Annotated in this window: 21 protein-coding genes and 6 pseudogenes; 18 read left to right on the forward strand and 9 right to left on the reverse strand. The window is 66.2% G+C overall.

What is annotated here, in order from left to right; translation table 11 throughout:
• Positions 1-2: 2 nt before the first annotated feature.
• Positions 3-428, forward strand: coding sequence for a VOC family protein (locus MICSW_RS07020; protein ID WP_464498090.1), 426 nt, complete (start codon positions 3-5; stop codon positions 426-428).
• A gap of 89 nt (positions 429-517) precedes the next feature.
• Here the strand turns inward: MICSW_RS07020 and MICSW_RS07025 are convergent, their stop codons facing one another.
• Positions 518-964, reverse strand: a complete 447-nt coding sequence (locus tag MICSW_RS07025) for a MarR family winged helix-turn-helix transcriptional regulator (RefSeq protein ID WP_464498093.1) — start codon at positions 962-964, stop codon at positions 518-520.
• A gap of 37 nt (positions 965-1,001) precedes the next feature.
• On the opposite strand from MICSW_RS07025, the gene MICSW_RS07030 reads away from it, so the two are divergent.
• The 12 genes and pseudogenes from MICSW_RS07030 to MICSW_RS07085 all read left to right on the forward strand — a co-directional run.
• Positions 1,002-1,244 (forward strand): hypothetical protein, encoded by a 243-nt coding sequence (locus tag MICSW_RS07030; protein ID WP_464498095.1) that lies wholly within the window; start codon positions 1,002-1,004, stop codon positions 1,242-1,244.
• A 225-nt stretch (positions 1,245-1,469) separates the two neighbouring features.
• The gene (uvrA, locus tag MICSW_RS07035; RefSeq protein ID WP_292729965.1) at positions 1,470-4,376 is read left to right on the forward strand and encodes an excinuclease ABC subunit UvrA; all 2,907 of its coding nucleotides are present in this window, start codon (positions 1,470-1,472) and stop codon (positions 4,374-4,376) included.
• A 2-nt stretch (positions 4,377-4,378) separates the two neighbouring features.
• Positions 4,379-6,355 (forward strand): excinuclease ABC subunit UvrC, encoded by a 1,977-nt coding sequence (gene uvrC, locus MICSW_RS07040; protein ID WP_464498098.1) that lies wholly within the window; start codon positions 4,379-4,381, stop codon positions 6,353-6,355.
• Positions 6,356-6,459: 104 nt separating this feature from the next.
• The gene (gene rapZ / locus MICSW_RS07045) at positions 6,460-7,338 is read left to right on the forward strand and encodes an RNase adapter RapZ (protein ID WP_228179020.1); all 879 of its coding nucleotides are present in this window, start codon (positions 6,460-6,462) and stop codon (positions 7,336-7,338) included.
• Positions 7,339-7,433: 95 nt separating this feature from the next.
• The gene (gene whiA / locus MICSW_RS07050; protein WP_374198030.1) at positions 7,434-8,411 is read left to right on the forward strand and encodes a DNA-binding protein WhiA; all 978 of its coding nucleotides are present in this window, start codon (positions 7,434-7,436) and stop codon (positions 8,409-8,411) included.
• Between the two features lie 148 nt (positions 8,412-8,559).
• Positions 8,560-9,186 (forward strand): superoxide dismutase, encoded by a 627-nt coding sequence (locus MICSW_RS07055; protein ID WP_228179021.1) that lies wholly within the window; start codon positions 8,560-8,562, stop codon positions 9,184-9,186.
• Between the two features lie 152 nt (positions 9,187-9,338).
• Positions 9,339-10,349, forward strand: coding sequence for a type I glyceraldehyde-3-phosphate dehydrogenase (gene gap / locus MICSW_RS07060; protein WP_228179022.1), 1,011 nt, complete (start codon positions 9,339-9,341; stop codon positions 10,347-10,349).
• 22 nt (positions 10,350-10,371) lie between these two features.
• Positions 10,372-11,589, forward strand: coding sequence for a phosphoglycerate kinase (locus MICSW_RS07065; protein WP_228179023.1), 1,218 nt, complete (start codon positions 10,372-10,374; stop codon positions 11,587-11,589).
• Entirely contained in the window at positions 11,577-12,365 is a 789-nt protein-coding gene (gene tpiA / locus MICSW_RS07070) for a triose-phosphate isomerase (protein WP_464498106.1), read from the forward strand. Before MICSW_RS07065 ends, tpiA begins: the two co-directional genes overlap by 13 nt.
• A 161-nt stretch (positions 12,366-12,526) precedes the next feature.
• The gene (locus MICSW_RS07075; protein ID WP_292729955.1) at positions 12,527-12,820 is read left to right on the forward strand and encodes a transposase; all 294 of its coding nucleotides are present in this window, start codon (positions 12,527-12,529) and stop codon (positions 12,818-12,820) included.
• Positions 12,817-13,254: a transposase family protein gene (locus tag MICSW_RS07080; RefSeq protein ID WP_464498109.1), complete on the forward strand. Its 438-nt coding sequence runs from the start codon at positions 12,817-12,819 to the stop codon at positions 13,252-13,254. Before MICSW_RS07075 ends, MICSW_RS07080 begins: the two co-directional genes overlap by 4 nt.
• A 12-nt stretch (positions 13,255-13,266) precedes the next feature.
• Positions 13,267-13,467: pseudogene (locus MICSW_RS07085) on the forward strand (DDE-type integrase/transposase/recombinase); the annotation flags it as partial.
• Positions 13,468-13,521: 54 nt separating this feature from the next.
• On the opposite strand, the gene MICSW_RS07090 reads toward MICSW_RS07085, so the two are convergent.
• Positions 13,522-14,580 carry an IS110 family RNA-guided transposase gene (locus MICSW_RS07090; RefSeq protein ID WP_347425086.1) on the reverse strand — a complete coding sequence of 353 codons (1,059 nt, stop codon included), beginning with the start codon at positions 14,578-14,580 and terminating at the stop codon, positions 13,522-13,524.
• A gap of 181 nt (positions 14,581-14,761) precedes the next feature.
• On the reverse strand, positions 14,762-15,997 hold the full coding sequence (locus tag MICSW_RS07095; protein ID WP_046746337.1) for an IS256 family transposase: 1,236 nt from the start codon (positions 15,995-15,997) through the stop codon (positions 14,762-14,764).
• Between the two features lie 225 nt (positions 15,998-16,222).
• On the opposite strand from MICSW_RS07095, the pseudogene MICSW_RS07100 reads away from it, so the two are divergent.
• Positions 16,223-16,417, forward strand: a pseudogene (locus MICSW_RS07100) (IS3 family transposase); the annotation flags it as partial.
• 256 nt (positions 16,418-16,673) lie between these two features.
• Positions 16,674-17,456: a thioesterase family protein gene (locus MICSW_RS07105; RefSeq protein ID WP_292727585.1), complete on the forward strand. Its 783-nt coding sequence runs from the start codon at positions 16,674-16,676 to the stop codon at positions 17,454-17,456.
• 121 nt (positions 17,457-17,577) lie between these two features.
• On the opposite strand, the pseudogene MICSW_RS07110 reads toward MICSW_RS07105, so the two are convergent.
• Positions 17,578-18,255, reverse strand: a pseudogene (locus tag MICSW_RS07110) (IS6 family transposase); the annotation flags it as partial.
• A 5-nt stretch (positions 18,256-18,260) separates the two neighbouring features.
• On the opposite strand from MICSW_RS07110, the pseudogene MICSW_RS07115 reads away from it, so the two are divergent.
• The 3 genes and pseudogenes from MICSW_RS07115 to MICSW_RS07125 form a co-directional block, all read left to right on the forward strand.
• A pseudogene (locus MICSW_RS07115) lies at positions 18,261-18,440 on the forward strand (IS3 family transposase); the annotation flags it as partial.
• Between the two features lie 93 nt (positions 18,441-18,533).
• On the forward strand, positions 18,534-18,782 hold the full coding sequence (gene secG, locus MICSW_RS07120; RefSeq protein WP_228179025.1) for a preprotein translocase subunit SecG: 249 nt from the start codon (positions 18,534-18,536) through the stop codon (positions 18,780-18,782).
• Positions 18,782-19,135, forward strand: coding sequence for an RNA polymerase-binding protein RbpA (locus MICSW_RS07125; RefSeq protein ID WP_228179026.1), 354 nt, complete (start codon positions 18,782-18,784; stop codon positions 19,133-19,135). Before secG ends, MICSW_RS07125 begins: the two co-directional genes overlap by 1 nt.
• 79 nt (positions 19,136-19,214) lie before the next feature.
• On the opposite strand, the gene pgl is transcribed toward MICSW_RS07125, so the two are convergent.
• The 5 genes and pseudogenes from pgl to tal all read right to left on the reverse strand — a co-directional run bounded on the left by pgl (position 19,215) and on the right by tal (position 25,229).
• The gene (gene pgl, locus MICSW_RS07130) at positions 19,215-19,994 is read right to left on the reverse strand and encodes a 6-phosphogluconolactonase (protein ID WP_292727583.1); all 780 of its coding nucleotides are present in this window, start codon (positions 19,992-19,994) and stop codon (positions 19,215-19,217) included.
• Positions 19,987-20,933 (reverse strand): annotated as a pseudogene (locus MICSW_RS07135) (glucose-6-phosphate dehydrogenase assembly protein OpcA). Before MICSW_RS07135 ends, pgl begins: the two are co-directional and overlap by 8 nt.
• Positions 20,930-22,479, reverse strand: a pseudogene (zwf, locus tag MICSW_RS07140) (glucose-6-phosphate dehydrogenase). Before zwf ends, MICSW_RS07135 begins: the two co-directional pseudogenes overlap by 4 nt.
• Positions 22,480-22,492: 13 nt before the next feature.
• Positions 22,493-24,112 (reverse strand): glucose-6-phosphate isomerase, encoded by a 1,620-nt coding sequence (locus MICSW_RS07145; RefSeq protein ID WP_464498116.1) that lies wholly within the window; start codon positions 24,110-24,112, stop codon positions 22,493-22,495.
• Positions 24,113-24,119: 7 nt separating this feature from the next.
• Positions 24,120-25,229 carry a transaldolase gene (gene tal, locus MICSW_RS07150; RefSeq protein ID WP_292727578.1) on the reverse strand — a complete coding sequence of 370 codons (1,110 nt, stop codon included), beginning with the start codon at positions 25,227-25,229 and terminating at the stop codon, positions 24,120-24,122.
• Positions 25,230-25,240: the final 11 nt, after the last annotated feature.

Below are 25,240 nucleotides of genomic sequence, written 5' to 3' on the forward strand. Positions count from 1 at the left end.
ATGTGGAGCAACGACTGAGCCTCATCACCCTCGGGGTTTCGGACCTCGAGCGCGCGATCGCGTTCTATCGCGGGCTCGGGTGGGAGCCGCATCCCGGGTCGGTTCCCGGGGAGGTTGTGTTCTTCCAGCTCGACGGCATGGCCTTCGCCATCTGGAGCCGGGCGAAGCTCGCCGCAGACTCTGCGGTCACCGACGGCGGTGGATGGGGCGGCGTGACCCTCGCTCACAATGTGCGATCACCCGAGGAGGTCGATGCGACTCTCACGGATGCCGCGGCGGCCGGCGCGCGCGTCGCACGTGCCGGTGCGCCGACGCCCTGGGGTGGCTACTCTGGAGTGTTCATCGATCCCGACGGCCACCCGTGGGAGGTCGCGCACAACCCCGCCTGGCCACTAGATGCTGCCGGTCGCGTCACGATCGGATCGTGATGAGGTTCGTCGACCCATAGGTCATCCTCTTCGTGCGCCGTTGCGACCGCGTATGGGGGCACGGCACGCCAAGCCGTCCGACGGATGCCTCAGCCGGCCAGGTTCGGCATCCGGCCTGCGAACGGCTGAAGTCCGTCGCGCAGCTCCTTGAGTTCGGCCGCGCCGAGGCCGGTCACGGCCATCACTCGTCGGGGTACCTCGAGCGCCTCCTCGCGGAGTACCCGGCCGGCCGGCGTCAGACCGATGTCGAGCACCCGCTCGTCATCGGTCCGACGTGTGCGCGTGACGCGCCCTTGCGTCTCGAGGCGCTTGACCAGGGGGGAAAGGGTGGCCGGTTCCATTGCGAGCTCGTCGGCGAGGTCGCCGAGCGAGCGCGGTGAGTCCTCCCACAGGGCGAGCATGACGAGGTACTGCGGATGTGTGAGGCCGAGCGGTTCGAGGATCGGGCGGTAGATCGACACCACGTTGCGGGCAGCGGTCACGAGAGCGAAGCACACCTGATTGTCGAGCTTGAGCAGGTCATCTTCGTCGGCCATGTGGCCAGTCTAGCAATCTATTAGTACACTAAACATCATGACACGAACGAATGAGGCGCCGAAGCGACCGCTCCGTGAGCGCGTGCGCGAAGCGGGCGGTTGGTACACCTGGTTCAACACCAACCTCATCCGCGTCGCGGGCCCGCCCGCCGTCAGCCCCATCGAACCGGGGCCGACGGCTGAGCAGCGGGCAGAGCGCGCGTGCCCTCTCTGCCACCAGCCGATGAATCAGCACACGTTCGACCGCTCGGCCGACAAGCCCCTCATGTACTGCCCCTGAGTTCCAACTCCAGCTCCCATCTAGGTTCGGTGGCGCCGTTTTGCGGGTGCTAAGGCGACCGACCCGCAAGAAGGCGCGACCGAATTCGGGCACCCACGTTCGGTCGCGTCGTGATGCGGGTCACACGGCATGGAGGCGACACAAAGACGCGACTGAACTGGCTGCTCCAGATCGTCGAACGTGCGCTCCGGAGCCGATGTCCGAGGCCACACCTACACTTGACGGGTGCCCATCGTCCCCGTCTCTTCGCATGCCCACAGCACTGGAACACTGAGTGTTCGCGGCGCCCGCGTCCACAACCTCAAGGACGTCGATCTCGACATCCCGCGCGACTCACTCGTCGTGTTCACCGGGTTGTCGGGGTCCGGAAAATCGAGCCTCGCGTTCGACACGATCTTCGCCGAAGGGCAGCGTCGCTACATCGAATCGCTGAGCTCCTACGCGCGCCAGTTCCTGGGTCAGGTCGACCGGCCCGACGTCGATTTCATCGAGGGGCTGAGCCCGGCGGTCTCGATCGATCAGAAGTCAACGAACCGCAACCCGCGCTCCACTGTCGGCACGATCACCGAGATCCACGACTACATGCGTTTGCTGTGGGCCCGGATCGGGGTGCCCCACTGCCCGGAGTGCGGTGCGCAGATCCAGCGTCAGACCGTGCAGCAGATCGCCGACCAGCTCATGGAGCTGCCCGAGCGTACGCGGTACCAGATCGTCGCGCCCGTGGTGAGCCAGAAGAAGGGCGAGTTCGTCGACCTCTTCAAAGAGCTCTCCGCGAAGGGCTACGCCCGAGCTGTCGTCGACGGCGACCTCATCCAGCTCGCCGAGCCACCCACCCTCAAGAAGAGCTACAAGCACGACATCGCGGTCGTCGTCGACCGTCTCGTGGCAGGCCCCGACATCCTGAGCCGTGTCACCGACTCCGTCGAGACGGCGCTCGGGCTCGCGGGCGGCATCATGCAGGTCAATTTCGTCGACGAAGAGGGCGATGACGCGTGGCAGTCGTTCAGCGAGAAGCTCTCGTGCCCGAACGGTCACCCGCTGCAGCTGACCGAGATCGAGCCGCGGACCTTCTCGTTCAACGCCCCGTTCGGCGCCTGCCCCACGTGCTCCGGTCTCGGCACCCGGATGTCGGTGGATGTCGAGCTCATGCTGGGCGACCCCGAACTCTCGATCCGCGAGGGAGTCCTCATCCCGTGGACGACGCAGGGCAAGGGGCTGTTCCAGTACTACGAGCGCCTGCTCGAAGGCCTCTCCGATGACCTGGGCTTTTCGTTGGACACCCCCTGGCGGGAGCTCACGGCGGAGGTTCAGAACGCTGTCCTGCACGGCGAGAACTTCAAGGTCAACGTCAAGTGGAAGAACCGCTACGGCCGCGAGATGCGGTACACGTCGGGATTCGAGGGTGTCGTGCCCTACATCGAACGCCAGTACGTGCAGGCCGAGTCCGACACGCAGCGCCAGCGCTGGTCGGAGTACCTGCGCGAGGTTCCCTGCCCCGCCTGTAACGGCGACCGCCTCAAGCCCGAGGTCCTCGCGGTACTCGTGCACGGGCGCTCTATCGCGGATGCCTCGCGCCTGAGCCTCGCGGAGGCACAGGAGTACTTCGCGACCCTCGAGCTCACCGAGCGCGAGGCCATGATCGCCGCCGCGGTGCTCCGCGAGATCCGCGCGCGCCTCGAATTCCTCATCCAGGTCGGGCTGAACTATCTGAACCTCAGCCGCTCGGCCGGTTCGCTCTCGGGCGGCGAAGCTCAACGCATCCGCCTCGCTACCCAGATCGGGTCGGGGCTGACCGGTGTGCTGTACGTGCTCGACGAACCGTCGATCGGGCTGCACCAGCGCGACAACCGCCGCCTCATCGAGACGCTCCTGAAGCTCAAGGGCCTCGGCAACACCCTCATCGTCGTCGAACACGACGAAGAGACAATTCACGCAGCCGACTGGATCGTCGACATCGGGCCTCGCGCCGGCGTCGACGGCGGGCACGTTGTGCACTCCGGACCCCTGGCTGAACTCCTCGCCGACTCCGACTCGATCACGGGTGACTACCTTGCCGGCCGCCGCAGCATCCCGACGCCGCGCAAGCGCCGCAAGATCGACAAGAAGCGGATGCTCGAAGTCGTCGGTGCGCGTGAGAACAACCTCAAACAGGTCAGCGCGCAGTTCCCGCTGGGCGTCCTCACGGCAGTAACCGGCGTGAGCGGTTCCGGCAAGTCGTCACTGGTCAACGACATCCTCTACCAGGTGCTCGCGGCACGGCTCAACGGAGCACGAACGGTTCCCGGCAAGCACACGCGCGTCACGGGTCTTGACAACCTCGACAAGGTCGTGCACGTCGACCAGGCTCCGATCGGGCGCACACCCCGCTCGAACCCGGCCACCTACACCGGCGTGTTCGATCGCATCCGCACCCTCTTCAGCGAGACCCCCGAAGCCAAGGCGCGCGGTTACCAACCCGGCCGCTTCAGTTTCAACGTGAAGGGCGGACGCTGCGAGGCGTGCGCGGGCGATGGCACGATCAAGATCGAGATGAACTTCCTGCCCGATGTCTACGTGGACTGCGAGGTCTGCCACGGCAAGCGCTACAACCGGGACACGCTCGCGGTCCACTACAAGGGCAAGAACATCGCCGAGGTTCTCGAGATGCCGATCGCCGAGGCAGCCGATTTCTTCGAGCCGATCCAGGCGATCCATCGGTATATGAAGACCCTGGTCGACGTGGGCCTCGGCTACGTGCGGCTCGGCCAGTCGGCAACCACTCTGTCGGGCGGTGAGGCGCAGCGCGTGAAGCTCGCGACGGAACTGCAGCGGCGAAGCAACGGACGCAGCATCTACGTGCTCGACGAGCCCACTACGGGCTTGCACTTCGAAGACGTGCGCCGCCTTCTCGAGGTCTTGAACGGCCTGGTCGACAAGGGCAACACAGTGATCGTGATCGAGCACAACCTCGATGTCATCAAGTCGGCTGACTGGATCATCGATCTCGGCCCCGAAGGCGGCTCCGGCGGCGGCGAGATCATCGCCACCGGAACACCCGAGCAGGTCGCGGGGGTGCCCGAGAGCTACACCGGACAGTTCCTGGCCGAGCTATTCGACGCCCACGACGCGCCGGCGGCTCGCAAGGCAGGTTGAGCGTGGCGCGCGCCACCCATCCCCAGCTCTCGTACCGGCCGGCGCCGGGGGAGATCCCGACGAACCCCGGCGTGTACCGGTTCCGGGACGATACCGGGCGCATCCTCTACGTGGGCAAGGCGAAGAACCTTCGCGCGCGCCTGTCGAACTACTTCGCGCCGCTGCACACTCTCCATGAGCGCACGAGACGGATGGTGACCACCGCCACCGGCGTCGAGTGGACGGTGGTCAGCAGCGACGTCGAGGCACTGCAACTGGAATACATGTGGATCCAGGAGTTCTCGCCGCCCTTCAACGTGCGCTACAAGGACGACAAGTCCTATCCGTACATGGCGATCACCCTCGCTGACGAAGCGCCGAGAGTCATGGTGACGCGAAACCACAAGATCCGCGGCGCGAAGTACTTCGGCCCGTACCCCAAGGTGTGGGCGGTGCACGAGGTCATCGATCTCATGATCAAGGTGTTCCCGATCCGCACCTGCAGTGACTCGTCCTACAAGCGCGCCATGGCCACTGGTCGCCCCTGCTTCCCCGGCCAGATCGGCCGCTGTGGCGGGCCGTGCTCTGGCCGCGTGACGATCGAGGAGCACCGGGCGATCGTCGACGACTTCGTGGCGTTCATGTCCGGTGGCGATCAGCGCTTCACCCGGCAGCTGACGGCGCGGATGAAGGAAGCCTCAGCTGCGATGGATTACGAGTCAGCCGCGGTTTATCGTGACAGACTCCAAGCGATCGAAGCGGTGCTCAACAAGAGCGCTCTCGTGCTACCCGATGACACGGATGCCGACCTGTTCGGCATCGCGGAGGACGAACTCGCCGCCGCCGTGCAGCACTTCGTCATCCGCGGCGGGCGCGTCCGCGGTGTGCGGGCTACCACGATCGAGAAGGAACTGGACATCAGCGGGGGAGAGCTCGTCGACCAGATTCTGCAGCGGACCTACGGTCCCTCGGGCAGCGCCGACATCCCTAAGCAGGTGCTTGTTCCAGCGCTCCCTGACGATGCCGCGGAACTGGAGGCGTGGCTTCGCGAGAAGCGCGGCACGAACGTCACGATTCAGATCGCGCAGCGTGGCGCGAAGGCCGACCTCATGAAGAACGCAGCGCTGAACGCGCAACAGGCGCTTCTGCTGCACAAAACCCGGCGCACGAGCGACTACGTGGCACGCTCGCAGGCGCTCACCGATCTGCAGGAAGCGCTGGACCTCGATGAGGCGCCGCTCCGTATCGAGTGCTACGACGTCTCGCACCTGAGCGGTACCAACGTCGTCGCGTCGATGGTCGTGTTCGAAGACGGGTTGCCGCGCAAGGACCAGTACCGCACGTTCGGTGTCGCCGAGACCACCGACGACACCGATTCGCTCTATCAGGTGCTCATGCGCCGACTCGCATATATCGACAATGAGCGCGATGGGGCAGCGCCGATGGCCGTTGACGCCGCGACCGTTGCTGGCGGCGCCAGCGAGACTGACGCCGATGAGATCGCCGTCAGCTCTGACCCGACCGCCGAGGGCACCGTCGTGACGGAGCGCAGCCGCCCGCGCTTTGCCTACCGCCCGCAGCTGCTCGTGGTCGATGGCGGCAGGCCGCAGGTCAACGCGGCAGCACGGGCGCTGGCAGACGCCGGGCACTCCGACATCGCGCTGTGCGGCATCGCCAAACGTCTGGAAGAGGTGTGGCTGCCCGGCGAGGACTACCCGGTGATCCTGCCGCGCACCAGCGAGGCGCTCTATCTGTTGCAGCGACTGCGTGACGAAGCCCATCGATTTGCCATCACCAAGCAGCGCGGCAAGCGCAAACGGGACATCCAGACCGTGCTCGCCGAGATTCCGGGTCTCGGTGAGGCCCGCATCCGGGCGCTGCTTCGCCACTTCGGATCGGTGACCGCGCTCAGGAACGCGACTCCCGAGGAGATTCAAGAGCTTCCCGGGGTCGGCCCCAAGCTTGCCGCCACGATCCACGCGCACCTGGCAAGTCGATAGGCTGGCGGGGCGCGGAACCCGCTGGCAGGCGGCACACCGTGCACCCGACGACCGCGGGGCCGCAAGGCCGCGCCACAAGCGCCACCGGAGGGCAAGGGGACGCGATGGATGAGACGACAGCCGCCAGCAGCGACGTGCTCATCCTGACCGGAATGTCCGGCGCCGGACGCTCGACAGCGGCTAACGCCCTCGAAGACCTCGGCTGGTACGTCGTCGACAACCTGCCGCCGCAGATGCTCAAGCCGATGCTCGAGCTGTCGGAGATCGCGGCATCCGCGCTGCCGAAGGTCGCCGCTGTCGTCGATGTGCGCGGCCGAGATCTGTTCACGGCGCTCCCCGCGGAAGTGGGGGAGTTGCGCTCGCGCCGCAACGTGCGCATCGTCTTCCTCGACGCCTCAGACGATGTTCTCGTCCGGCGGTTCGAGGCAGTGCGGCGCCCGCATCCGCTGCAGGGCGAGGGCACCCTCATCGACGGCATCCGCACCGAGCGAGAGCGGCTCTCGGAGATTCGAGAGCGCGCCGACATCGTCGTGGACACGACGTCGTTGAACGTGCATCAACTCGCGACACGGATCTTCGAGCTCTTCTCGGATGAGGGTGCGGCTCGCCACATGCTCACGATCATGAGCTTCGGGTTCAAGTACGGTCTGCCGACGGATGCCGACATGGTCGCCGATATGCGTTTTCTGCCCAACCCCTACTGGGACCCCTCGCTGCGTGCGTTCACGGGGCAGGACCCGCAGGTGCGCGACTACGTGCTCGCCCAGCCCGGGGCCCGCGAGTTCGTGGACGCTTACGCTGCAGCCTTGCAGCCGGTGCTTCAGGGCTATCAGCGCGAGAACAAGCGGCATTCGGTCGTCGCTGTCGGCTGCACCGGCGGCAAGCACCGTTCGGTGGTCGTGGTCGAAGAGCTTGCCCGACGGCTGAGCGATGAGGCTGGGGTCGCCGTTCGCATCAAGCACCGCGACCTCGGTCGGGAGTAGCGCCGGACCGGGAGACCGCCGAGAATTCGAGGTGCCCGCCCGAGTAGGCTAGAGCGTCATCCGCCGGCCGTGCCGGCACCCTCGAAAGGAGCCTCGTGTCGCTGACGGCCGATGTCAAAGCAGAACTCATTGCGGTCCGGGACCCGCTTCCGAACGCCCGGATCGCCGAGTTGACATCACTGCTCCGCTTCGCCGGCGGCCTGCACTCCATCGCCAACCGTGTCGCGGTCGAGGCTGAGGTCGACTCCGAGGCCCTTGCCCGCCGCGTCGCCCGAGAGCTCATGGAAATCTACGGTGTGAGGCCCGAGATCGTCCAGACGCAGGGATCCGGCTCACGAGCGGGGGCGCTGTTCGCGGTGCGGGTCATCGACGGGGGAGAGACGCTGGCACGTCAGACGGGCCTGCTCGACCAGCGGCGCCGGCCGGTGCGGGGGCTGCCGAACAAGCTCACGACCGGGTCCCGGGGAGACCTCGCTGCCGTGTGGCGCGGGGCGTTCCTCGGTGCTGGTGCTCTCACCGATCCTGGCCGATCCGCCTCACTGGACGTGCTGTGCCCGTCGTCTGAAGCCGCCATGGCGCTCGTTGGGGCAGCGCACCGGCTCGGCATCGGGGCGAAGGCGCGCGAGGTCCGTGGGGCGCCCCGCGTCGTCGTGCGCGAGGGGGATGCCATCCGCACGGCTCTGGCCGTCATGGGAGCCCGCCAGGTCGCCGCGCACTGGGATGAGATGCGACAGCGCCGCGAGGTTCGCGCCGGCGTCAACCGGCTCGTGAACTTCGATGACGCCAACCTGCGTCGTTCTGCCCAGGCCGCGGTTGCGGCGTGTGCCCGCGTCGAGCGTGCCCTCGAGATCCTCGGCGATGACATCCCCGATCACCTGCGCGAGGCCGGTGACCTGCGGCTCGCCCACCGTGACGCGAGTCTCGATGAGCTCGGCCACCACGCCGATCCGCCGCTGACGAAGGATGCCGTTGCCGGCCGCATCCGTCGCCTTCTCGCGATGGCCGACAAGAAGGCTGCAGCCGAGGGTATTCCCGGAACGGAATCAGCGGTTCCGGCCAGCGCCCTGGACTGACCATCCCGGCGGGGCCAGCCCCCGTAACGCGTGTTCTCTTCTCGCGCAAGACCCGCCGAGCGGGTGCCGCGCCTCACTAGGATGACAACTGTCACCCCAGCGACGCCGGGGCATTCCTGGCGCCGCGACGACAGGAAGAGAAGAGCGAATGGCCACCTACACCCTGCCCGACCTCCCCTACGACTACGCTGCGCTCGAGCCGCACATCAGCGCCACGATCATGCAGCTGCACCACGACAAGCATCACCAGGCATACGTGACGGGTGCCAACACGGCGCTCGAGCAGCTGGCCGAGGCGCGTGACTCGGGCAACCTCGCCAACGTCAACAAGCTCGAGAAGGACCTCTCGTTCAACCTGGGTGGTCACACCAACCACTCGATCTTCTGGACGAACATGTCGCCGGATGGCGGCGACAAGCCCACCGGCGAGCTCGCATCCGCCATCGACGAGTACTTCGGCTCGTTCGACAAATTCCAGGCGCACTTCACCGCTGCAGCTCTCGGCGTGCAGGGCTCGGGTTGGGCGGCGCTGTTCTGGGACTCGATCGGTGAGCGCCTCGTCATTCAGCAGATCTTCGATCAGCAGGGCCAGCTCGCCGCTGCGAGCGTTCCGCTGCTCATGCTCGACGTGTGGGAGCACGCGTACTACCTCGATTACAAGAACGTCCGCGCTGACTACGTGAAGGCGTTCTGGAACATCGTGAACTGGCAGAACGTCCAGGACCGCTTTGTCACGGCTCGTGAGAAGACGGCAGGTCTGCTGCTAGGGTCATGATCAGGTGAGGATGCCGCGGAGCCCTCGCCCGCTCGGGGGCTCCGGCAGCCTCATTTGTCTGCTGTAACACACCACAAATGACACCCCTCTCCGGGTCGTCGATCCGGAGCTGACCCCCGGCGCTTCGGCGCGATGAGAAACAGGGAGACACCGTGTCTGTCAAGATCGGTATCAACGGCTTCGGCCGTATCGGACGCAACTACCTCCGCGCAGCTTTGGAGCAGGGCGCGGACCTCGACATCGTGGCGGTGAACGACCTCACCGACAACAAGACGCTCGCCCACCTCCTCAAGTACGACTCGGTCGGCGGACGGCTGAGCGAAGAGGTCTCGTACACCGAGGACTCCATCACTGTCGGTGGCAAGAGCATCAAGGTCTTCGAAGAGCGCGACCCCGCGAACCTCCCGTGGGGCGAGCTGGGCGTGGACATCGTCATCGAGTCCACGGGTCGCTTCACGAAGGCAGCTGACGCCAGCAAGCACATCGCGGGCGGCGCGAAGAAGGTTCTCATCTCGGCACCGGGCACCGACGTCGACGGCACGTTCGTCATGGGCGTGAACGACGGCGAGTACGACCCGGCCACGATGCACGTCATCTCGAACGCATCGTGCACGACCAACTGCCTGGCGCCGCTCGCGAAGGTCTTCAACGACAACTTCGGTATCGAGCGCGGCTTCATGATGACCGCCCACGCCTACACCGCAGACCAGAACCTGCAGGACGGCCCCCACGGTGACCTGCACCGCGCTCGCGCTGCCGCGCTGAACATCGTGCCGGCTGCCACCGGTGCGGCCAAGGCGATCGGCCTGGTTCTGCCCGAGCTCAACGGCAAGCTGAGCGGTTCGTCGTACCGCGTTCCGGTTCCCACCGGTTCGATCGTGGACCTGACGATCATCACGCCGGCCGAGGGCCTCACGAAGGAGACCATCAACGCTGCCTACGAGAAGGCTGCGGCCGACGGTGCTTTGGCGGGCTACCTGAAGTACAACACCGACGCGATCGTCTCGACCGACATCGTGCACGACCCGCACTCGTCGATCTTCGACGCCGGACAGACCAATGTCTCGGGCAACCTCGTGAAGGTCTCGGCCTGGTACGACAACGAGTGGGGTTACTCCAACCGCCTCGTCGACCTCACCGAGCTCGTCGCCAGCAAGCTCTGAGCCGCGGCATCCGGTAACAGACATGGCTCTGCGCACCCTCGATTCGCTGGGTTCGCTGGCTGGCAAGCGCGTCATCGTCCGTTGTGACCTCAACGTTCCGTTGAAGGACGGGGTCATAACGGACGATGGCCGCGTGCGGGCCTCCGTTCCCACGCTCAACGCCCTCATCAACCAGGGAGCGCGCCTCGTCGTGTGCTCGCACCTGGGACGCCCCGACGGGGCACCCGACCCGAAGTACAGCCTCGAGCCTGTCGCTCAGCGCCTGTCCGAGCTGCTCGGCAAGCCTGTCGCGTTCGCCCGCGACACCGTGGGTGAGTCTGCTCACGACGCCGTCGCCGCGCTGGAAGACGGCGACGTCGCGGTCATCGAGAACCTGCGGTTCAATGCGGGGGAGACCGCGAAGGATGCCGAGGTCCGCGGCGCGTTCGCTCGGGAGCTCTCAGCTCTCGGTGACGCTCTCGTGTCGGATGGCTTCGGTGTCGTGCACCGCAAGCAGGCGAGCGTGTACGACCTCGCGGAGATCCTGCCGTCGGCGGCGGGATTCCTGATCGAGAAGGAGGTCGACGTCCTCGACCGCCTCACTGAGAAGCCGGAACGGCCCTACACTGTCGTGCTCGGCGGTTCGAAGGTCAGCGACAAGCTCGGTGTGATCGAGCACCTGCTCCCGCGTGTCGACCGCATCCTCGTCGGCGGCGGCATGCTGTTCACGTTCCTCAAGGCCAAGGGCTACGAGGTCGGCAAGAGCCTGCTTGAAGAGGACCAGATCGACACCGTCACCCGGTACATGACCACGGCGCAGGAGAGCGGCGTTGAGATCGTGCTTCCGGTGGATGCTGTGATGGCTGCATCCTTCAGCGCCGACGCGGAGCACGTTGTCGCTCCCGCTGACTCGCTCGAGGAGACCCCGTTCGGCGCGACGGGGCTGGGCCTGGACATCGGCCCCGACACGGCGAAGATCTTCGGCGATGCGATCCGCGCGAGCAAGACCGTGTTCTGGAACGGCCCGATGGGTGTGTTCGAGATGCCCGCCTTCGCCGCAGGGACCAAGGCCGTTGCGCAGGCACTGACCGAGGTGGACGGCCTGAGCGTCGTCGGCGGTGGCGACTCGGCAGCCGCGGTGCGCCAGCTCGGATTCACGGATGACCAGTTCGGCCACATCTCCACCGGTGGCGGGGCAAGCCTCGAATTCCTCGAGGGCAAGAAGCTACCCGGACTGGAGGTCCTCGGATGGGAGCAGTGAGAACACCGCTCATCGCCGGCAACTGGAAGATGAACCTCGACCACCTGCAGGCTGTCGCGTTCGTCCAGAAGCTGCACTGGACCCTCAAGGACGCCAAGCACGAGGATGGTTCGGTCGAGGTCGCGGTCTTCCCGCCCTTCACCGATCTGCGTACCGTGCAGACGCTGCTGGATGCCGACAAGATCCCCTTCGCCCTCGGCGCGCAGGACCTGTCGCCGAAGGACTCCGGCGCGTACACCGGTGATATCTCCGGGGCGTTTCTGGCAAAGCTGGACGCTCGCTACGTCATCATCGGTCACTCCGAGCGCCGCGAATACCACCACGAAACCGACGAGGTCGTCGCCAGCAAGGTTCAGGCTGCGCTGCGTCACGGTCTCGTGCCGGTCATCTGCGTGGGTGAGACCGCGGAAGACCTCGAGAAGTACGGCGCGAGCGCTGTGCCGGTGGGGCAGCTGAAGACCGCTCTGGCTGATGTGCCGGCTGATGCCGACATCGTTGTGGCGTACGAGCCGGTCTGGGCCATCGGGTCCGGTCAGGCCGCCACTCCCGATCAGGCTCAGGATGTCTGCGCCAAGCTGCGCGGGGTGGTCGCCGACACGCTTGGCGCGGATGCCGCGGAGCGCACACGTGTGCTCTACGGCGGCTCGGTGAAGGCCGCGAACATTGCGAGCTTCATGCGTGAGCCGGATGTCGACGGCGCCCTGGTCGGCGGAGCGAGCCTCATCGTGGATGAGTTCGCTGCCATCATCCGTTACCAGAAGCACGTCGGCGTCTAAGGGCGTTTCGACTCGCAGCTGTCGCTGGGTCGCCGGATGACCCGGTCACCCAGCGACAGCGCGGCGGGCCGAAACGAAACGCGCGCGCCTCTGGGTCTGGTGCAGGGATAGGTGACATCTGAGGTGTCTGGCCGAGGTGGCCGGACTGGAAGGATGACACCATGCCCGCTCCCTATCCCCAGGAGTTCCGCGACGACGTCGTCCGGGTCGCGCAGAGCCGCGAACCCGGCGTGACGATCGCGCAGGTCGCGAAGGACTTCGGAATCCATCCCGGAACGCTCGAGAACTGGATGCGCCAGGAACGCGTCGAAGCCGGCGAGCAACCCGGGACCACGAGCGCCGAGGCGGCCGAACTCCGCGAACTGCGCAAACGGAACCGCCTGCTGGAACAGGAAGTCGAGGTGCTGCGCCGCGCGACGGCGTACCTGTCGCAGGCGCATCTGCCGGGAAAATGATGTACCCGCTCGTTCGAGAGCTCGCTGCCGACGGGATCCCCGTGGTGGTGTCGTGCCGGGTGTTGAAGCTCGCTCGCCAGCCGTACTACCGCTGGCTGAAGACCCCGATCACTCGCACGGAGCTGACCGAGGCGTATCGCGCGAACGCGCTGTTCGACGCGCATCGGGAGGACCCGGAGTTCGGGTATCGGCTCCTCGCCGACGAGGCCGCGTACGAGCATGGCGAGCAGATGGCGGACCGGACCGCGTGGCGGATCACATCAGTCAACGGCTGGTGGTCCGCGTTCGGGAAGAAGAAGGCGCGCGGTAAGGGGACCAAGCCCGGCCCGCCCGTTCATGACGACCTCGTGAGGCGCGAGTTCGTCGCCGACGCCCCGAACCGGCTCTGGCTGACCGACATCACCGAGCATCGGACGGGCGAGGGCAAGCTCTAGCTCTGCGCGGTCAAGGACGTCTTCAGCGGCAAGATCGTCGGCTACTCGATCGACTCGCGCATGAAGTCACGCCTCGTCGTGAACGCCATCGACAACGCCGTCGCGCTCCGCGGCGACGTCGCCGGATGTGTTGTTCACAGCGACAGGGGCAGCCAATTTCGCGCTCGGAAGACGATCCGCACCCTCCCCCGTCACGGGCTGGTCGGATCGATGGGCCGCGTCGGCGCGGCCGGCGACAACGCCGCGATGGAGATGCTCCTATCGCTGTCAAGTGGGCGTGGGCGTGCTTTCCAGGAGTCGGAAGATGTGACGGGCGTAGTACCTCTTGAGGCACCGCATCGCTTCTCTCTTCGTCTTACCCTGAGCGATCCGTCGCGCGAGATAGTCGCGCGTCTCAGGGTGCACCTTCACGCGCGCGAGGATCGCGGTGTGAAGCGCTCGGTTGAGCTGACGGTCACCGCCGCGTGAGAGACGATGCCGCGTCTGGTTCTGACCTGAGGTGGCTTCCAGCGGTGCGACGCCGCCGAGCCGAGCGAAAGCGGCTTCGTTACGGCATCGCCCGGCGTGAGACCAGGAGATGAGGATTTGCGCGGCGACGAGCGTGCCGATGCCCGGTTCGTTGAGCAAAGCGGGGCAGATCTCGCGGACGATCGGAAGCATCGCGAGCTCGAGTTCGCGGCATTCGGTCGTCAGCTGCTTGATCCGGGTCGCCGTGCTGCGCAGGGACAGTTTGGTGGCGGCGTGCTCGGGCTCGGTCGCCGTGTCTGGACGGAGCCGGATGCACCGGTCGACGAGTTGTCCGAACGTGAGCCCGCGGAGGTCCTCCCGGAGATCGACGGGTGCGGTGACGATGAGCGCCTTGAGCACGTTGATCGCGGCGACCCGGGCGAGCTTCGCGGAATCCCGGGCCACGATGAGCGTTCGCAAACCCTCGCGAAGTCCTCGAGATCGTGGCGTTGCCCAGGTTTTGCGGCCGAGTGTCTCGCGTGCCGCGCGCACCGCGTCGAGCGAGTCAGACTTCGCTCCGTCCTTCGATGCGCGGGTGCTCGGGTGGTCGAACTCGATCACGAACTCGCCCTTCTCTGCCAAGGTCGCGGCGAGGCCGGCGCCGTAGCTGCCGGTCGACTCGATCGCCCAGGCGCGGCGCTCGTCGACGGTAAGGGTCTTCGCCCATCGGAGCGCCTGGCCGTACCCTCGTCGCGTCGCAGGGAATGTCGCTGCTGCCAGTTCTCCTTGCGTGGTGACGCTCACGACGGCGGCGGTGACGCGATCACGGTCAGGGTCGACGCCGATCACGTGGTCTACCAGTTCTGCGAGATCAGTCATGCCCGTTTCCTCCTTCTTCTTCGATGGAAACCACCGACGGAAGGGATCGAGGCAGGACTGTGATGAGTCACCCGAAGGGACATGCTCCTAATCAAGCCATCTGAAGTCGGCGGTGCGGCTGGGGCCGCGTCCGTTTGAGTGGTGGTCTTTCGCTTCGTTGCGATGATCAGCTGTCGTTAGTTTAGGCGGCGGTGATCTCGGGGAGTATCACCGCCTCGTCGATGGTGGGGGTGGTCGCGGTGAGCTCGGTCATGGAGGCTTCGGAGAAGTAGCGGCGGTCGGCGGCTTCCCATTCGTCGTGTTGCTCGACGAGGACGGAGCCGGCCAGGCGGAGCAGGGCGGCGTTGTTCGGGAACACGCCAACGACGTCGGTGCGGCGCTTGATCTCCCGATTGAGGCGTTCCAGCGGGTTCGTGGACCAGATCTGTCGCCAATGCCGGGCGGGGAACGCTTTGAACGCGAGGATGTCGTCACGGGCGTCGGTGAGCATCACGGCGGTCTTGGGGTGGACGCGCTCGATCATGCGCACGACTTCGTCGAACTGGGCATCGATGTGCTCGGCGTCGGGTTGGGCGAAGATCGTGCGGATCACGCTGGCGACCATCTCCTGCCGGCCCTTCGGGAGGGCGGTCAGGACGTTGCGCATGAAGTGGACGCGGCAGCGCTGCCAGGCGGCGCCCTGCAACACGGTCGCTGCGGCCTTCTTCAGTCCGGCGTGGGCGTCGGAGATCACCAGCTTCACCCCGCCCAGACCTCGTGTCTTCAACGAGCGCAGGAACTGCTTCCAGAACTCCTCGGTCTCGCTGTCTCCGACATCGAAGCCCAGCACGACCCGCCGCCCGTCAGCGGCGACGCCGATCGCGACGACGACCGCCTGGGACACGACACGGTGGTCGATGCGGACCTTGCAGTAGGTCGCGTCGAGGAACACGTAGGGGTAGGCGATGTCAGACAGCGAGCGGTCGCGGAACGATGCGACCTCGGCGTCGAGCCCTTGGCAGATGCGGGACACCTCGGACTTCGAGATGCCAGTGTCAGCGCCGAGCGCTTTGACGAGGTCATCGACCTTCCGGGTTGAGACGCCGTGGAGGTAGGCCTCCATCACGACCGCGAACAAGGCTTGGTCGACCCGGCGGCGCCGCTCCAGCAGCGACGGGAAGAACGACCCCTGCCGCAACTTCGGGATCCGCAACTCCAGATCCCCAGCCGTGGTCGACAGCACCCGCGGCCGGGAACCGTTGCGGGTAGTCGTGCGCTCGCTCGTGCGCTCGTAGGGGGCGGCGCCGATGAATGCGGCTGTCTCCGCGTCGATCAGCTCCTGGTAGAGCCGCTCGGTCGCGGCTCGGATGCGGTCGGTGGTGCCGGTGAGCTTCAGTTCCCCGAGCAGCTCGAGGAGGGCAGACTGGTCAAGAGCCATCGTGCGGTGTCGTCTTTCTGTGTGAGTTCTTGGTCGTTCTCACTGACCATCGCACGATGGCTCACCCCGTCGCGGTCACGACGCCGCGGGCCCGAAAGACCACCACCCCGCGGGACTCCAGGGCGGCTGGCGGACATATCTCCAAATGAGGACACCGGAGGGTCGGTCATTCTGCGGGTCACGTCAGCCGACACCACCTTGCCGCGCAGCATGATCCGAGTGTCACAATCGTTCTTCAGCCTGCTGCAGAAGAACGTCCTCAATCGCCGCGCCTGGGCGACCCGCGACGAGCTCCGGATCGCGATCGTGACCTGGATCGAGCGCACCTACCACCGGCGCCGCCGCCAGGCCGCGCTCGGGCGTTTGACGCCCGTCGAGTTCGAGACGATCATGAACCCACCCCTGGCCCTCGCGGCCTAAACAACAACTGTCACCCGTTCCGGCATCAAACCCCTGGCGCTCGTTCTCGTGGCGTATTCGATCGGGCTCGTACCGAGCCAGGCGCACCCGCGGTGACGTGCTTGACGTAAGACCCGATTACCGGCGGGGGTTGGTGTAGTCGTTACGTGCGACTGTCCCGCAGGTGGCTTGTGGTCGTGTCCGATTCTGCGCGACCCGGTGCCACCCTTGCACCGACGTGTTGACGGTGGTGGTGGCTGTATCTAGGGTTTCCGGTGTGAACCCCGGCCATTTCTTCCAACGCACCGGCGCTTCGACCTTTACTCCTTCCGTCCATGCGGGCGGGGCGTGGTCGGATAGCGACCAGCATTTCAGCCCGCTCGCCGGACTACTCGTCCATGAGATCGAACGAGACCGGCACGAGCGGGGCAACGGCCCTAGCCAGCTCGCGCGCCTGACCTTCGACATCCTCGGAAGGCTCCCGTTTCAAGAGTTCGAGGTGGATGTCCGTGTGATCCGGCCGGGCCGAACGATCGAGCTCGTAGAAGCAACGATGTCCAGCGGGGGCCGCAGCGTACTCACCACGCGGGCCTGGTATCTCACCGAAGCGGACTCGTCGCCGGTCTCCGTGATCGAGGAGGCGCCGCTCCCTGGGCCCGAGTCCGGGTGGGAGCGCGACCTCACCCGGGTGTGGACGGGTGGGTATATCCATCAGGTCGAGGCGAAGCAGGTCTCGGAGCCGCGTCCCGGTTCGAGTGCCACATGGATCACCTCGCCCACCCATCTCATCGAGGGTGAGAAGCCGATCGGGATTGCCGAGTATGTTGCCCGGATCGATACGGCCAATGGCATCGCGGTGCGTGAGGACCCGACCGAGTGGATGTTCCCTAACATCGATCTCTCTGTCCACTTCTTCCGGGAGCCCGAGAGTTCTTGGACCGGTCTCGACACGACCGTGACCTGGGGCCCGACTGGGATTGGCCTCACCTCCACGGTGCTCCACGACATTCACGGCCCTGTAGGGCGGGCGGAGCAGAGCCTCACGATCCGTAGGCAGTAGTCGGCCGGAAGGTACGGATAACTGGTGCTGTTGCAATCTGGGGTGATGGTGTCGGAAAGCTGATCACGCCAGGAGTTCCCGACCCCGCGTGCTGGTATCTCAGGCGCCTGTGAAGGCCTAAGGCGACGATCACCGCATCCGGGTTCGGACACCCGAAGGCGAACACCCGGCCTTGGCCTTTGCGTAGCGCGTGCATCGCCTCCATGCCCTGCAGTGTCCGGTAGGCCGACACCGGTTTCTTGAAGCCACCGCCTTTAGGACCCAGGATCCGCTTCAACCTGCCGTGATCACCCTCGATCACGTTGTTGAGGTACTTCACCTGCCGGTGTTGGACTGTTTTCGACAGCTTCTGCTTCCTGATCAACTCCGTGATCGCCGCGGCGTAGGCCGGTGCTTTGTCGGTGCAGATCACTCGGGGACTGCTATCAGGACCGCGGTGGCCAGCACCTCGCAGCGCTTTTCCCAGGAACCTTTTTGCCGCTTGCGTGTTGCGTCGGGTGGACATGTAGAAGTCCAAGGTCCGGTCATCCTTGGTCACCGCCCGGTAGAGGTAGCACCATTTCCCGCCGACCCGGATGCAGGTCTCATCCACTCGCCAGGAGTCGGAGACCAACGGCGAGGTTTGACGGTACCGGCGGGTACGTTTATCCAGTTCGGGTCCGTACTTCTGTACCCACCGGTAAATCGTGGTGTGATCCACCGGCACACCGCGCTCTGTCAGCATCTCCTCGAGATCCCTGTAGGACACTCCGTAGCGGCAGTACCAGCGCACTGCCCACAGGATCACGTCTTGAGGGAAGGGGTTTGATGCAGAAAAACGTGTTGGATCGGCGGGTCTGGGATACCCGGGAGTCGTTGCGGGTGGCGATCGTGACCTGGATTGAGCGCACGTATCACCGACGGCGGCGGCAGGTGCGCCTGCGACGGTTGACGCCGGTGGAGTACGAGACGATGATGAGCGTCACGACCGCGTCCGCGGCGTGACTACTTGCTGTCACCTAACCGTGCATCAAACCCTCTTTCCGTATACTGGACGCTTGTGCGACGAGACACCGTCGCGACGAAAGGTTTCACGTCTTGGCGATTCTCGAACTGATCCTGCAGGTGATTCTGGGCATCACGAGCCTGCTGCTCACGCTGCTGATCCTGCTGCACAAGGGCCGAGGTGGTGGCCTCTCCGACATGTTCGGCGGCGGAATGACCTCAGCTCTGGGATCGTCGGGTCTTGCTGAGCGAAACCTGAACCGATTCACCATCGTGCTGGCTCTCGTATGGTTCATCACCATCGTCGGACTCGGCCTCGTTACGAAGTTCCAGGTGATCTGATGGCAACCGGCGGCAACGCAATCCGCGGCACCCGGGTGGGTGCCGGTCCCATGGGCGAACAGGACCACGGCTATCACGCCGACCGCGTCGCCGTCTCGTACTGGGATGCTCTCGGCAACGAAACCGTCCGCTACTTCGCGGCGGGTATTCCCGATGAGGAGATCCCCGAGACTATCGACTCGCCGCACTCCGGTCTCCCGGCCGGGCGTGACAAGGACAACCCGCCGCAGATGGCGAAGGCCGAGCCCTATAAGACGCACCTCGCGTACGTGAAGGAGCGTCGCACCGAAGAGGAAGCCGACGCGCTCCTGGATGACGCGCTGAAGTCGCTGCGCGAGCGCCGCGGTCTCTGAGACTTTCCGCAGGGGCTCCCTGCACGAGAAACGCCCGGTCTCCCTGAGGGGCCGGGCGTTTCTCGTCAATCGACTCGGCTCAGTACTCCTGGTCGATCAGGTCGGGCGGGACCTGTTCGGCAGCCTCCCGGTCGACGAAGAAGACGGTGCGTCGCCGTCCCTTCGCCCCGCCGGCAGGGACGCTCGTGTAGTTGGCGCCGGCAAGCGCGAGCCCGAGGGCTGCGGCCTTGTCGGGGCCGGACATGACCAGCCATACGCGCTGCGACCCGTTGATCACCGGCCGCGTAAAGGTCACGCGCTCCGGCGGCGGCTTAGGCGAGTTCCGGACCGGAAGCACGGCGTTCTCGGTGTCCCGGATCTCGGGGTGGTCGGGAAAGAGCGAGGCGATGTGTGCGTCGGGCCCCACCCCCAGAAAGCACATGTCGAAGGACGGCCAGGCGGGCCCGCCGGGCTGGGCGAAGCGAGCGAGCTCGGCAGCATAGGCGCGAGCCGCCTCATCCAGGTCGACACCCTCGTCGCTGGCGGCGACGCTGTGGATGTTGCCAGCGGGGATGTCCAGCCGATCGAGCAGCGCCTCGCGCGCCTGCTTGTCGTTGCGCTCGGCATCCTGACGCGGAACGAATCGTTCGTCGCTCCACCAGAAGTGAACATTGTCGAAGCGAAGGCCCGCGAGCCGCGGGCTTGCTGCAGCAGCCTCGAGCACCGCGATGCCCATAGTTCCGCCGGTGAGCGAGACATGAACGGCGGGTTCATCAGCCTGCTTCTCGATGCGGCGCAGGAACCGGTTCGCCACGTAGTCGGCGAGCGTGGCCCGGTCGGGGCTGATGAGCACCCGCTTCTCGTTCGTGATCTCAGCCATGGGTCTCCTGCGACTGTGGCGGGTCGAGCAGTGCCCAGCCCTCGGTGATCACTCGACCATACAAGAGGTCGGCGTCGAGCCGGCGCAGCTCCTCGGCGAGGCACTCGCGCAGCGTCCGGCGGGGGAGCACGAGATCATGCTGCGGCTGTCCGGGCTGCGTCAGGCAGGCGATCGCGGTGCTCGAACGTTCCAGAACGATGTCGCCGCTGGCACGCGTGAGGCGGACCGACTTGATGCCGTCGCTCCATTCGTCGGGGAGAGGTAGTGCCAGTCCACCGGCACACCGAGAGTCAGGCGCAGCCACGCAGCCAACAGTGCTGTCGACGGCGACGTTTCAGCACCGCGAACCTCCACCGCGGTGATCGGCTCGTACGGCGGCTGGTCGAGCACAGCGGCGAGCTGTTCGCGCCAATGCGTGAGGCGCGTCCAGGCGAGGTCGGTGTCACCCGGCGAGTAGCAGTCACCCAGGTGAGCAACACGCGTGGTCTCGAACGGCACGGTCGAGGCATCGGTGATGCGGCGCTGAGCGATCCGACCGAGGGGGGACTGTGAGGGAGTGGCCGGCGGATTGTCGGGCCACCACACCACGACCGGTGCGTCGGGCAGCAGCAGGCCCGTGACAAGGCTCTCGACGTTGGATGCCGCATCGCCGGAAGCCCGGAGCACGACGACCTCGCTCGCGCCCGCGTCACCGCCCACGCGGATTTCGGCATCCAGCTTCGGCTCGCCCTCAGGGTCGAGTCGGAGGCTGATGACTCGCATCGGATGCTCGCGAGACGCGTCGTTGGCAGCCTCGATACCGTCTTCGGTGCCGCCGTTGGTGGTCACGATGATGAGCGTGAGCACACGTCCGAGCGCAACGGCGCCGCCCTCCTCACGCACATCGATGAGCGCGCGCGAGATCTTGCTGACTGTCGTGTCGGGAAGATCGACGATCATGGCCGCCTCCAGGTGCGTCCGTCGCGGGCGAGGAGCTGGTCGGCTGACTTCGGCCCCACGACCCCGGTTCGTATTGGTCGAGCGGCCCGCCCTGCTGCGCCCAGAACTCTTCGACGGGGTCGAGGATCTTCCACGAGAGCTCGACCTCTTCGTGGCGGGGGAACAGCGGGGGATCCCCGAGCAGGACGTCGAGAATGAGCCGCTCGTAGGCTTCGGGACTGGCCTCGGTGAACGCGTGTCCGTAGCCGAAGTCCATCGTGACGTCTCGCACGTGCGTGCTTGCACCGGGGACCTTGGAGCCGAAGCGGATCGTGACACCCTCATCCGGTTGCACGCGGATGACGAGCGCGTTCTCACCGAGTCCGGATGTCTGGGAACGCGTGAACAGGTGCTCGGGTGCGCGCTTGAACACCACGGCGATCTCGGTCACGCGGCGTCCGAGTCGCTTTCCGGTGCGGAGGTAGAAGGGGACATGCGCCCAGCGGCGCGTGTTGATCTCGAGCTTGAGGGCCGCGTAGGTCTCGGTCGTCGAGTCCGGCTTCATCCCGTCTTCGTCGAGGAATCCGGTGACGTGTTCGCCACCCTGCCACCCTCCGGCGTACTGGCCGCGCGCTGTCGCGAGCGACAGGTCTGCGGGCAGCGTGACGGCAGCGAGCACCTTCTCTTTCTCGGCACGCAGGTGGCTCGCGTCGAAGCTGATGGGCTCCTCCATGGCCGTCAGCGCGAGAAGCTGCAGCAGGTGGTTCTGAATGACATCGCGCGCCGCCCCGATGCCGTCGTAGTAGCCGGCGCGGCCGCCCACGCCGATGTCCTCGGCCATCGTGATCTGGACGTGGTCGACGTAGTTGCGGTTCCAGATCGGCTCGAAGAGCTCGTTCGCGAACCGCAGCGCGAGGATGTTCTGGACCGTCTCTTTGCCGAGGTAGTGATCGATCCGGAAGATCGAGTCGGCCGGGAAGGTCGAGCGCAGCGCGTCGTTGAGCTCGCGGGCCGACGCGAGATCGTGACCGAACGGCTTCTCGATGACGACTCGTCGCCATCGCTCGGGCTGGTCGGCGGTGTCATCCACGAGACCTGACGTTCGCAGCTGCCGTGCGACAACCGGGAAGTCCTTCGGAGGGATGGACAGGTAGAACGCGTGGTTGCCCATGGTGCCACGCTCTTCGTCAAGGCTCTGCACGGTCTCGCGCAGCCGCGCAAAGGCGTCGTCGTCGCCGAACTCGCCGGGAACGAAGCGGATGCCCTGCAGCAGCTGCTGCCAGGTCTCCTCGCGAAACGCGGTTCGCGCATGCTGGCGGACCGCGTCGTGCACAACCTGCGCGAAGTCCTGATCCTCCCAGTCGCGGCGGGCGAACCCGACCAGTCCGAACCCCGGCGGGAGCAACCCGCGATTGGCGAGGTCATACACGGCCGGCATGAGCTTCTTGCGAGAGAGGTCGCCGGTCACGCCGAAGATCACGAGGGCACTGGGGCCCGCGATCCGATTCAGGCGTGCGTCTTCGGGGTCGCGCAGCGGATTGTGCCCGCGAGAGATCTCGACTGTCATCGGATGGGATGCCTTACTGAGCAGCTTCGAACAGGGAAAGAACCTCGACCTGGGGGTCGGTGAGGGTCAGCGTGACGACGGGACGCCCGTGCGCGGCCAAGACTTCGGCATCTCCCGCGGCCTGCGCGGCGATCAACTGACCGAAGGTGAACGGCCGGCCGGGGATCTCGACATCCGTATCGGTGCGCTCCACGATCTGCAAGAACACCCCGTTCGCGGGTCCGCCCTTGTGGTACTGCCCCGTCGAGTGCAGGAACCGGGGGCCCCAGCCGAACGTGGCGGGCCTGCCCGAATCGGCAGCGACGAGTTCGCGCAGGCCCTGGAGCTGGGGGATCGCGAGGCGGTTGACGTAGGCCTGCACCGAGACGTATCCGTCGGCAGGCAGCTGCGCCCACAGTGCGTCGAGGACGCCGGCGATCGTGCCGGATGCCGCAAGCGCGGCATCCGTGACCCGCACCTGGACGCCATCGACGACGAACGCCGGTGCAGTCGGTTCGGGCGTGCGCTCGAGGAGTCCCCGCGTGGCTTCCTTGGCTGACTCGACATCGGGCTGGTCGAACGGGTTGATACCGAGCATCCGTCCCGCGATCGCGGTCGCGTACTCCCACACGACGAACTGTGCCCCAAGGGAACCGCTGACCAGGATCTCGCCCTGGTGATGTTCGAACAGGTGGAATTCGTTAGCCTCGTCGACCAGACGCAGCACCTGCAGGTCTGCGGGTGTGGACTCGAGCTCGGGGGAGACGGGCAGCATGACAACGGGCAGGATGCCGGTGCCGTTCTTTCCCGTCGACTCCGCGATCAGCTGCTCGATCCAGTCGGGGAGCCCCACGATGTGCGTGCCATCGCTGATGAGAGCGAGCTTGTCGCGGCGCGGCTCGCCGCCGGCGATTGCGGCAGCAAGCACCAGTGCTGGGTTCTCGGGGCTGTCGATGGCGACCTCAAGGAGGGTCGCATCGGCTTCGGCGAGCAGCTCCTGGATGTCGGCGCCGGCAAGGCCCGCGGGGACCAGCCCGAAAGCCGTCAGCGCTGAGTATCGGCCACCCACGCTCGGATCGGCGTTGAACACTCGGTACCCGTCGGCACGTGCCGACTCGTCCAGGGGCGAACCGGGGTCGGTGACCACGATGATCCGCTCGGTGGGGTCGATACCCAAGTCCCGGAATGCCGCCTCGAAGGCACGCTTCGCGGAATCCGTCTCGACCGTCGATCCGGACTTGGATGACACCACGAGAACCGTGCGCTCAAGACCGCCAGCTTCGGGGTCGCCGTCGAGGGCTGCGAGCACCTGGCCGGGCGACGTCGAGTCCAGGATGACCAGCGGAACTCCGGCGGTTTGCGCGATCACCTCGGGAGCGAGCGAGGACCCGCCCATGCCGGCTAGGACGATCCGCGTGAGCCCCTTCGCGACGAGCTCCTCACGCAGCGCAACGATCTGCGGCACCAGCGGCAGGGAGACCGTGACAGCCTCGAGCCACCCGAGCCGGCGTGATGCCTCGGCCTCGGCATCCGGACCCCACAGCGAGCTGTCGCCCGCGGTGAGGCCCGACGCGACGAGATCGCCGACGAGACCGGGCAGCGTCGCCTCGACGACCGACTTGACGTGCCCGGTCAGGTGGATGTCGAATGCCATCGCCGGCTCAGACGTCCGCGTTCTCGAGGGCTGTCGTCACCGTCGCCTGTAACTCGTGCCACGAGGCGATGAACTTGTCGACGCCCTCGTCTTCGAGAACCTGCGTGACATCGGCGAAGTCGATCCCCACCGATGCGAGGCCGTCGAACACGGCGTGAGCATCGCCATAGTTGCCGGTGATCGTGTCGCCGACGACGTCGGCGTGATCGAAGGTCGCCTCGAGCGTCTTCTCAGGCATCGTGTTCACGGTGCCCCGCGCGACGAGCTCGGTGACGTACAGCGTGTCGGGAAGAGCGGGGTCCTTGACGCCGGTCGACGCCCATAGCGGACGCTGCACGGTGGCACCTGCGGCGACCAGTGCCGTTGCGCGCTCGGTAGCGAACTCCTTCTCGAAGAGCTCGAACGCGAGGCGCGCGTTGGCGATGCCGGCGCGGGACTTCAGTGCCGTCGCGGCATCCGACCCGATAGCGGTGAGGCGCTTATCGACCTCGGTGTCCACGCGCGACACGAAGAACGAGGCGACCGAGTGGATCGTGCTGATGTCGTGGCCAGCAGCCTTGGCCCGCTCGATACCGGTGAGGTAGGCGTCGATGACAGCCGCGTAGCGCTCGAGGCTGAAGATGAGCGTGACGTTCACCGAGATGCCCGACGCGATCGCCTCGGTGATCGCGGGGAGTCCGGCCTTGGTCGCGGGGATCTTGATGAGCGCGTTCGGTCGGTCGACGACCTTCCACAGCTCCTTGGCCTGAGCGATCGTCGCCTCGGTGTCGTGTGCGAGCTCGGGCGAGACCTCGATGGATACGCGGCCGTCCACGCCGCCGGTCGCGTCGTAGACCGGGCGGAAGATGTCGGCGGCGTCGCGCACGTCGGTCGTCGTGATCGTGAAGATCGACGTCTCGGTGTCAGCCCCCTGAGACTTCAGGTCGCGGATGGCCTGGTCGTAGGCGTTACCCTTCGCCAGGGCGCCGGCGAAGATCGTCGGGTTGGTCGTGACGCCGGTGACGTTGCGGTCGACGATCAGCGCGGCCAGGTTGCCGGAGCTGATCCGCTCGCGCGACAGGTCATCAAGCCAGATGCTGACGCCCTCGGCGACAAGCTTCTCGGTGGGGGTGGTCATGCGTTCTCCTT

The organism is Microbacterium sp. SW12, from assembly GCF_055391095.1.

Bases quoted from the DNA above. Each gene is read 5' to 3' on its own strand.
- MICSW_RS07025 (WP_464498093.1), bottom strand. From the start codon at position 964: ATGGCCGACGAAGATGACCTGCTCAAGCTCGACAATCAGGTGTGCTTC.
- MICSW_RS07030 (WP_464498095.1), top strand. From the start codon at position 1,002: ATGACACGAACGAATGAGGCGCCGAAGCGACCGCTCCGTGAGCGCGTG.
- rapZ (WP_228179020.1), top strand. From the start codon at position 6,460: ATGGATGAGACGACAGCCGCCAGCAGCGACGTGCTCATCCTGACCGGA.
- MICSW_RS07055 (WP_228179021.1), top strand. From the start codon at position 8,560: ATGGCCACCTACACCCTGCCCGACCTCCCCTACGACTACGCTGCGCTC.
- MICSW_RS07065 (WP_228179023.1), top strand. From the start codon at position 10,372: ATGGCTCTGCGCACCCTCGATTCGCTGGGTTCGCTGGCTGGCAAGCGC.
- tpiA (WP_464498106.1), top strand. From the start codon at position 11,577: ATGGGAGCAGTGAGAACACCGCTCATCGCCGGCAACTGGAAGATGAAC.
- MICSW_RS07075 (WP_292729955.1), top strand. From the start codon at position 12,527: ATGCCCGCTCCCTATCCCCAGGAGTTCCGCGACGACGTCGTCCGGGTC.
- MICSW_RS07080 (WP_464498109.1), top strand. From the start codon at position 12,817: ATGATGTACCCGCTCGTTCGAGAGCTCGCTGCCGACGGGATCCCCGTG.
- MICSW_RS07090 (WP_347425086.1), bottom strand. From the start codon at position 14,580: ATGACTGATCTCGCAGAACTGGTAGACCACGTGATCGGCGTCGACCCT.
- MICSW_RS07095 (WP_046746337.1), bottom strand. From the start codon at position 15,997: ATGGCTCTTGACCAGTCTGCCCTCCTCGAGCTGCTCGGGGAACTGAAG.
- MICSW_RS07125 (WP_228179026.1), top strand. From the start codon at position 18,782: ATGGCAACCGGCGGCAACGCAATCCGCGGCACCCGGGTGGGTGCCGGT.
- pgl (WP_292727583.1), bottom strand. From the start codon at position 19,994: ATGGCTGAGATCACGAACGAGAAGCGGGTGCTCATCAGCCCCGACCGG.
- MICSW_RS07145 (WP_464498116.1), bottom strand. From the start codon at position 24,112: ATGGCATTCGACATCCACCTGACCGGGCACGTCAAGTCGGTCGTCGAG.
- tal (WP_292727578.1), bottom strand. From the start codon at position 25,229: ATGACCACCCCCACCGAGAAGCTTGTCGCCGAGGGCGTCAGCATCTGG.